Genomic DNA, 8,106 nt, shown 5'->3' on the forward strand with positions numbered 1-8,106 from the left:
CCTCTCGCTGCTGCTCGGGTGCTCTGATCGATTAGCTGCTCCAGAAGGTGTTCAGTGCCGTCGCCATCTCATCGGGGCGCTGGAGTGGATACCAGTGACCCGCGTCGAGCAGTACCAGCTCGCGCGCCCGGATGTCGCCCGCCAGTGCCTCCGCCATCTCCGGCGGAACCGGTCGATCCTTTCGACCGTGAATGACTAGCGCCGGGGCGGTTATGTTGGCGAGGCCTGGCTGCCATTCACGCCCGACGTTCAGCGCCGAGCGGTAAAGCCGCAGGATACAGTCTCCCATCCGGCCGTCCACGTCCGCGACGATGCGATTGGCGTCGGCCGATGACGATCCGTCCTCTAACAGACGTGTCGCCATCGCAGCACGGTCAAGGTCGGCGAAGTACGCTTCGCCCTCGCCTGGAGTCTGCCAGATCCTCGCCAAGGGATGCCACGGATGGCCGGCATTGATCGCGCAGCCGCCGCCCGCCCAGCTCCGCACCAAATCGGGCCGTAGCGACGCTAAGCGAAGGGTCATGATCGCTCCCCAATCGTGCGCCACCAGATCGACCGGCTCGCCGACTGTTTCAATGCGCGTTATCAACCAGTCGACATAAGCCTCCTTTGATGCATCGAAGCCATCGGGAACAGCTGACGAGAATCCCGGCAGGTCGACGGCAATGATGTCTTTCCGGCTGAGCCTTTCGATGACGGGCTCCCATAGCCGGTGCGTCTCGGGGACGCCGTGCACGAAAAAGGCGGGCATGCTGATCTCCTTGCTTGCGAACCGCGCCAGCAGCCAGGGTATTCAAAGCCTTGACCACAGACGACCAAGGCTTAGACAAGTTTGTCGAGTGTAAGGGGCAAGTCGCGCACGCGCTTGCCTGTTGCATTGAAGACGGCGTTGGCGACGGCTGCAGCCACGCCGGTTGTGCCGATTTCGCCGATCCCGCGCGCACCAAGCGGCGTACGGGGATCAGCGATGTCGGTCCACAGGACATCTATGTCGGGCACGTCGAGGTGCACCGGCACATGATAGTCGGCCAGAGACGTGCTCATTATACGTCCGGTCCGTTCGTCTAGCAGGGTCTCCTCGGTCAAGGCCATGCCGAGACCCATGATCATGCCACCCTTGAACTGGCTGGTCGCCGTCTTAGCGTTCAGGATGCGTCCGCAATCGAAGGCGCCGACCAGACGGTCCACGCGGATTTCGCCCGTGACGTCGCTGACACGCAGTTCGCAGAAGATTGCCGAAGTGCTGTGCATCGAGAATTTGAGAATCTCGAGCGGAGCACCGCTTTCCCCGACCACGCTCAATTCGTCTCGACCCGCGCGGCGCAGGATGGAGGCGAAGCTTTCGTGACGGGCCGGATCTTCGACGCTGCGCAAGCCGCCGTCGAAGAACTCGACCTCGCTCGGTTTTAGGCCCGCCAGCGGCGTGTCGTTGCCAGCCAGCCGCATGAGTTCAACCGCAAGCTTTCCGCTCGCCGCGCTGATGGCCGCCGCAAGCGAGGCGGTTTGCGACGACCCGCCGGCGAAGCTTGCGAAGGGCAGGGTCGAATCCCCGATCGTCACCGTGACACGATCGAGTGGAAGGCCCAGGCGATCGGCAGCGTGCTGCCGTTGGACCGTCGCGGTGCCCATGCCCATTTCGTGCGCCGCGCTGGCGACATGGGCATGTCCATCGCCGTCGATGGTGATCCGGGCGGACGTGCCAGGCATCCGCGTGAACGGAAAGGTGCCGCTCGCGCAGCCCATGCCGATCAGCCACTCGCCTTCACGCCGCGTGCCGGGCTTAGCCGTGCGCCGGCTCCAGCCGATGCGCTCCGCCCCGAGATCATAAGCCTCCATCATCGCGTTCTGCGAGTGCGGTGCCCCGCTCACAGGGTCGCGGGTTGCGGCATTGCGTCGGCGCAGTTCGACGGGGTCCATGCCGAGCGCGTGGGCCAGTTCGTCCATTGCGCACTCGATCGCGAAGGTGCCTGGCGTCTCACCTGGCCCCCTCATGAAGCTGTTCGCCAACAGGTCAAGATCCACATGATGCTGGACGACATCGAAGCTCTCGCTGGCGTAGAGCGACCGACCGGTGAGGCTGAACCCCTCGTCGCAGACGCTGTGCAGCGGCTTGACGCCATAGCCGTGGTGCAGCAGCGCCGTGAGTTTGCCTTCCGCGTCCGCACCCAGCGCCACGCGCTGTTCGGTCCGGGTGCGTCCGCCGACCAGCCGATGCATGCCGGCGCGCGAGAGGGTGACACGCACCGGACGGCCCGCGAGCTTTGCGGCAGCGGCACCAAGGATCTGGTGATCCCACATGGCCTTCGCGCCGAACCCGCCACCGACGTAGGGCGAGCTCACATGTACCGCGTCCGCCTTCAGCCCGAAAACCTTCGCGAGCGAACCGGAGGTAGCGTGTATCATCTGGGTCGCGTCGTGAACGATCAGCTTGCTATCCCGCCAGACAATCGTTGCGGCATGAGGTTCGATTGGATTATGGTTCTCCCAGGGCGTCGTATAAACGGCGTCAACCTTGAAGGCTGCCTCGGCGAGCTTCCTGCGTGCATCGCCCTTGTCCAGGCGGTTGCGCTCGACGAGGATCGACTCGGGAGTATAGGAGCTGTTCTTGCCCTCCTCGAACCGGGTACGGGCCGGTGCGCAATTATAGCGCACGCAGACCAAGGTGGCAGCGTGATCGGCCTGCTCGCGCGTCTCGGCGAGGATTACCGCAACAACCTGACCGTTCCAGCGGATCTCGGGGTCCTGCATGATCGGCAATGTGTGATTACCGGCAGCCTTGAGGTTGGTCAGTCCCACGGTCGGCGGAACAGCCAATTTGGGCGCGTTGCGGTGGGTCATGACCAGCGCGACGCCGGGCGCCGCTTCGGCCGCGGACACGTCGAGGTCGGCGATGTTGCCGCGGGCGATCGTGGAATGGACGAAGGCGGCATAGAGGAGGTCTTCCATCGGAACTTCTGCGGCGAACTGTGCCGCCCCGCGGACCTTATCAGGCCCGTCGATACGCGACTGCTGCGTCCCGAGCGCGGCGCGCTTGTCGATCAACGGATCCGGGGTACCGCCGGGTAACCAGCTCGCCGGGACGTGGCCGAGGACAGCGCGTACGCCGCCGACGATGGCATTCTGCAGCTTGGTCATTGGCGTGTACCTGCGAGCGCGGCCAGCAGAGCGACCACCGTTCGTTCTACGAGGACAATCTTGAAAGCGTTGCCCGACAGCGGCTGCGTGCCGGCCAGTTCTTCGCGGATTGCAGCCAGGAAAGCCTCTTCGGTCGGCGCAACGCCGATCAGCGCCGCTTCCGCCCGCGCCGCCCGCCATGGCTTGGCCGCGACACCGCCGAGCGCAATCCGGGCTTCGGTAACGCGTCCATTCGTCAGCGCCAGTCCGCCTGCGACGGAGATCAGTGCAAAAGCGTAGCTGGAGCGATCGCGGACCTTGCGATATTCGGAATGCGTGACTGCGTCCGAAGGCGGCGGCAGTTCAACGCCGGTGATCAACTCTCCGCGCTTCAGCACGGTCTCGATGTGTGGGGAGGCGTTCGGCAAAACATGAAAATCCGTCAGCGGGATCGATCGCTCGCCATCGGGTCCGGAGAGATGGATCACGGCATCGAGCATGGCGAGCGCGACGCACATGTCGGAAGGATGGGTTGCAACGCACTGGTCCGACGCGCCCAGGATCGCATGATAGCGGTTGAAACCCTCAAGTGCGTCGCAGCCGGTGCCCGGCTGCCGCTTATTGCAGCGTGCGCCCTCTACGTCGTAAAAATACATGCAGCGCGTACGCTGGAGGATATTACCCCCGACTGTCGCCATATTGCGGATCTGCGCGGAGGCACCGGCGAGCAGCGCGCGTGAAAGCACGGGATAGCGGCGGCGTACGAGCGGGTGTGCGGCAAGGGCGGCGTTCCGAACCGACGCGTTGATCAGTAGTCCGCCGCCATCGCTTTCGCGGATGGTGCCATCCAGCCGGCTGACATCCACCAGTTCGCTTGCCTGTTCAACATTCTGGCGCAGCAGATCGACGATGTTGGTTCCACCGCCAAGAAACCTGGCGCCACTTCCGGCGCGCGCCACAGCATCGGCCCGATCCGCCGCGCGCATATATTCGAACGCCCTCATGCCGCAGTCTCCCTCAGAAAGTGCTCGATTGCTTCAACAATGCCATTATGCGCGCCGCAGCGACAGAGATTGCCGCTCATGCGCTCACGGATCTCCGCGCGCGTCACCGGCGGCGGATTTTCTGCGATATCGAGCGTCACGTAGCTGGGGTGGCCCCGCCGCAGCTCGTCCGCCATGGCGATTGCCGAGCAGATTTGCCCCGGGGTGCAATAGCCGCATTGGAGGCCGTCATGCGCAACGAAGGCTTGCTGCAGCATATGCAAATCGTCGTCCTTACTGGCGAGCCCTTCAATCGTCCGGACGTCGCTTCCCTCCGCCTGCGCGGCGAGCGTGAGACAGGATAAAACGCGATTGCCATCGAGCAGAACGGTGCAGGCGCCGCAGGCGCCCTGGTCGCATCCCTTCTTGGTGCCGGTGAGGTGGAGATGCTCGCGCAACAGGTCGAGTAGCGAAACCCTCGCATCATCGGGCGGTGAAACTTCCGTGCCGTTTACCCGTATCGTCATGACTTCGCTCCATCTGCTGTGCCATGCCGATCGTGCGGCACATTCCACAAGATATAACGAAGTTCGGACTATTCAACCGTCGTTGTAGACGATTTTGGAAATCATCGCGATGAATTGATCTCGTTCGTCGGGCGAAAGGCGAGAAAGCATCAGCATATGCATCTGTCGATAGGCGTCGACCTGGGCCTGCGCATACATCGCGCCGGCCTCGCTCAGCGTGAGGGCCACGGCCCGGCGATCGGCTTCAATGCGCTCGCGCTTCAGGAAACCGCGTTTTACCAGCCGGTCCGTGGCCGACGACAGCGTCGTGGTGGGTACGGCAAGAAATCTCGCAACATCGGTCGGGCCGCAGCCAGGATGCTGTGCAACGTAGAGCAGCACCGCCTTGTCGAGCTCGGCGAGTGGCCGCTCCGAACGTAACGCGTCGGCAAGCTTGTATCGGCGTGCAAAGGTCTCGAACGCAGCGCCGAGCGCGGCAAGTTGTTCTTCTGTCGGATCACTCATGCTCTCCACATAGCGCATCTGGGCATCGATTGGCCAGTAGTGCAGCCTGCCGTCCGGGCAGCGAAAATAGCCTGACAGTCACCAGCCCCTTCAAGGATTAGAGATAGTGTTTTGCGACCCTCTGGTACCACTATGCACTTTTGTCGAACGCGACGCGCGCGCGTTCGACAGCCGTCCGGTTTTCCGATGCCCACTCGGCGAGAGCGCTCACCGGTGTTAGTAAGGAGCGGCCGAGCTCGGTGAGGGCATAATCAACGCGCGGCGGTATGCTGGGTGTAACAGTTCTCTCAATCAGACCGTCCCTCTCCAGCCCGCGAACAGTCAGTGTCAGCATCCGTTGGGAGATGCCCTGTACGTCGCGCTTCAGTTCACTGAAGCGGCGCGGGCCTTGGCCGAGTGCGCCGATGATAAGGATGCTCCACTTGCTGCCCACTCTGGCCAGCACATCGACGACGAGCATGCAGTTTCCTGGATCAGGTTCGATGCGGTTGTCGGTCACACCCAAGTGCCTCCGGTTACAAAAATGTGCCGTCTTGCGGCGACCATTGTCCTATCGCAAATAGAAGACAGGAACAAATTGTAAGTGAGGCACAAAATGAAACTTCTTCATATCGATAGCGCCATTACAGGCGAGAATTCGGTCAGTCGCCAGCTCTCTGCCAAGATCGTCAATCATCTTAAATCCATTTCTACCGATATTGAGATCGCCTATCGCGATCTCGTCGCCGCGCCTTTCGCTCATTTGACGCTGGCCGACATGCCCCCGCCGGGGGAAAGCACCTTGGTGCTCGACGAGTTTCTGGCCACCGATATCGTCGTGATTGGGGCGCCGATGTATAATTTCGCGGTATCGAGCCAGCTCAAGGCCTGGATCGACCGCGTTCTCATCGCCGGCAAAACATTTCGCTATGGAGAAACGGGTCCGGTCGGGCTGGCAGGCGACAAGCGCATCATCGTGGCGCTCTCAAGAGGCGGCTACTACAAGGAAGATGGACCTATGAGAGGGTACGAGCATGTCGAAACCTATCTGAGGGCAGTTCTTGGCTTCATCGGCGTAACGCCTGAGTTCGTGATAGCCGAGGGCTTGCTCGTCGGAGCAGAGGAGAAAGCGGCGGCGATCGCGGGGGCTGAACGCTCGATCGCGGCGCTTACTCTTAAGTAGCTGCGTGAACACTGACGCCATTCAGTACACACAAAGAAAGCGCGCCAGATTGACTCAAGTTACCCTAAGCCTAGGCAATGGTACATCCAGATAGTGCGGGTTCGAAGGGGGCCGGAGAAAGCTAGTTTTGCGTTTGCGCCGCCTTCTTGAAAGAAATCGCCTTTCGCCGACCCAGGGCGGTGGTGAGAATTCAACCACCACCCCGCGAACTGCACCTTGTCGAACGGCTCATTCAGGAGCGGCCGGAATTGTCGAATGCAATAAGATCACTGGCGATGATCTTTTTTGCTCGCCTCGTGGCCCATACGATTGAGGAGGTCGATGATGTTCTCGAAGCGCTCGTAGCACGCCGTCACCAGCACGGCAGTCATCAAGGGAACCTCCGGCGCCGCGAAAAGGCTCCAGGCACTCACGAGGCATGCTAGCCGTTGTCCTCACACCTGCACTCGGTCCAGAATCTCGTAATAGGCATTGAGGTCTAGCCACTCGATGCCAGATACCACCCGCCCGTCTTTCATCGACATGATGTACATATAGCTGTTGGCATAAGGCTTGCCATCTTTGGCCGTGGTCGCACTCTCGATATGTGCAAAGACGCGATCCCCATCAGCCCATACTCCTTTTGGTTCCACTCTCAGGGGTTCGGCGAAGCGGGAAAACAACGCTTCTTCCGCGTTGGCAAAAAGATCTTCCATCCCAAAATAGGTTCGCGCGACGGGACCGTGACCTGCAATGGTCCATTCAGCATCTTCGGCGAACATCTCCGCGAAAAATTTGGTGAAGTCATGTGCCGATGCGGCGAGGGCATCCTTGATGGCGAGCAGGTTTGCTTTCTCTTGCTCCGAATATGACATAAGTTACTCCTTCGTTGTAACGGAACGTCGAAATCTGACTTTCAGCAGCTCACCAGACCGATCGTTCCAAAAATAGATAGAACGATCGTTCCAAATTGTCAACTCCGTGAGGTATCCTAGCCGTGACCGCGAATGCCCCCCTTTCAAATCTGAGCCGACCCGCCGGACCGGGCCGGCCAAGGCAGTTCGATGAGGATGCAGCGCTTGCATCGGCCATGGAGGTGTTTTGGAAACATGGATATACGGGCGCGAGCATCGGCACTCTTATTGCGGCGATGGGTATAAGCCGTGCGACGCTCTACGCTTCCTTTGGGGATAAGGAGCAGCTTTTTAAGCAGGTTATGGAGCTATACGAGCGCGAGAAATCAGCCTACATGCTGGACGCCCTGGGACAACCTACCAGCCGAGGTGTTGCCGAACATCTCTTACGAGCAACGATTAATTTGCGGACTAATACCGCGAGTCCGAAAGGTAGCATGGGCGTGGTCCACTCCAACGCCTATGCGCCAGGCGACGAGGGCATACGTGAATATGTGCTCGAGAAGAGCCGATTTTGGCGCGCGAGGCTCCTTGAACGGTTTGAGCGTGCCGATCGGGAAGGAGATATTCCCCCAACGATTAGTGCCCGTGGATTGGCCATGCTGCTGAAGGCAACAACGGACGGTCTCCTTGTTGCCGCCAGCGGAGGCGCAAGTGAGGAAGAACTGAACGAGACCGTGGCGACATTTATGAAAATGTGGCCAGGACGTTGACTGTCAGTTTGGCACAGCCTCGCATGGTTGTTCGTGCTGCCGGAGAACACTTGGTTCTTCGGCACTATTTGCCGGCTCGAAGATGCCTCACGGCGGCGGAAGACTCGCGTGTCATCCTCTCGCTGCTGCTCGGGTGCTCTGATCGATTAGCTGCTCCAGAAGGTGTTCAGTGCCGTCGCCATCTCATCGGGGCGCTGGAGTGGATACCAG

9 protein-coding genes are annotated in these 8,106 nt (G+C 60.9%); 2 read left to right on the plus strand and 7 right to left on the minus strand.

The genetic code is table 11. The features are described 5' to 3' along the window. Positions 1 to 31: 31 nt before the first annotated feature. The 6 genes from F3H58_RS26840 to F3H58_RS26865 form a co-directional block, all read right to left on the minus strand. Positions 32 to 751 (minus strand): alpha/beta fold hydrolase, encoded by a 720-nt coding sequence (locus tag F3H58_RS26840; protein ID WP_149743459.1) that lies wholly within the window; start codon positions 749 to 751, stop codon positions 32 to 34. A gap of 71 nt (positions 752 to 822) precedes the next feature. Continuing rightward, positions 823 to 3,135, minus strand: coding sequence for a xanthine dehydrogenase family protein molybdopterin-binding subunit (locus F3H58_RS26845; protein ID WP_149744420.1), 2,313 nt, complete (start codon positions 3,133 to 3,135; stop codon positions 823 to 825). Then, positions 3,132 to 4,118 (minus strand): FAD binding domain-containing protein, encoded by a 987-nt coding sequence (locus tag F3H58_RS26850; protein ID WP_149744421.1) that lies wholly within the window; start codon positions 4,116 to 4,118, stop codon positions 3,132 to 3,134. The genes F3H58_RS26845 and F3H58_RS26850 overlap by 4 nt, the downstream gene beginning before the upstream one ends. Continuing rightward, on the minus strand, positions 4,115 to 4,624 hold the full coding sequence (locus tag F3H58_RS26855) for a (2Fe-2S)-binding protein (RefSeq protein WP_149744422.1): 510 nt from the start codon (positions 4,622 to 4,624) through the stop codon (positions 4,115 to 4,117). The genes F3H58_RS26850 and F3H58_RS26855 overlap by 4 nt, the downstream gene beginning before the upstream one ends. A 72-nt stretch (positions 4,625 to 4,696) precedes the next feature. Beyond that, entirely contained in the window at positions 4,697 to 5,128 is a 432-nt protein-coding gene (locus F3H58_RS26860) for a MarR family winged helix-turn-helix transcriptional regulator (RefSeq protein WP_149744423.1), read from the minus strand. A gap of 130 nt (positions 5,129 to 5,258) precedes the next feature. Beyond that, the gene (locus F3H58_RS26865) at positions 5,259 to 5,627 is read right to left on the minus strand and encodes a winged helix-turn-helix transcriptional regulator (protein ID WP_502706434.1); all 369 of its coding nucleotides are present in this window, start codon (positions 5,625 to 5,627) and stop codon (positions 5,259 to 5,261) included. A 96-nt stretch (positions 5,628 to 5,723) separates the two neighbouring features. On the opposite strand from F3H58_RS26865, the gene F3H58_RS26870 reads away from it, so the two are divergent. Continuing rightward, positions 5,724 to 6,290 carry an FMN-dependent NADH-azoreductase gene (locus F3H58_RS26870; RefSeq protein ID WP_149744424.1) on the plus strand — a complete coding sequence of 189 codons (567 nt, stop codon included), beginning with the start codon at positions 5,724 to 5,726 and terminating at the stop codon, positions 6,288 to 6,290. Positions 6,291 to 6,724: 434 nt separating this feature from the next. Here F3H58_RS26870 and F3H58_RS26880 read toward each other — a convergent pair whose 3' ends face one another. Beyond that, positions 6,725 to 7,144, minus strand: a complete 420-nt coding sequence (locus F3H58_RS26880) for a nuclear transport factor 2 family protein (protein WP_149744425.1) — start codon at positions 7,142 to 7,144, stop codon at positions 6,725 to 6,727. Between the two features lie 122 nt (positions 7,145 to 7,266). Between F3H58_RS26880 and F3H58_RS26885 the strand changes: the two genes are divergently transcribed. After that, a complete protein-coding gene (locus F3H58_RS26885) occupies positions 7,267 to 7,896 on the plus strand; it encodes a TetR/AcrR family transcriptional regulator (RefSeq protein WP_149744426.1) in 630 nt (209 codons plus the stop codon). Positions 7,897 to 8,106: the final 210 nt, after the last annotated feature.

The sequence above is a fragment of the Rhizobium sp. NFACC06-2 genome (genome assembly GCF_900101425.1).
Taxonomy (GTDB): domain Bacteria; phylum Pseudomonadota; class Alphaproteobacteria; order Rhizobiales; family Rhizobiaceae; genus Agrobacterium; species Agrobacterium leguminum.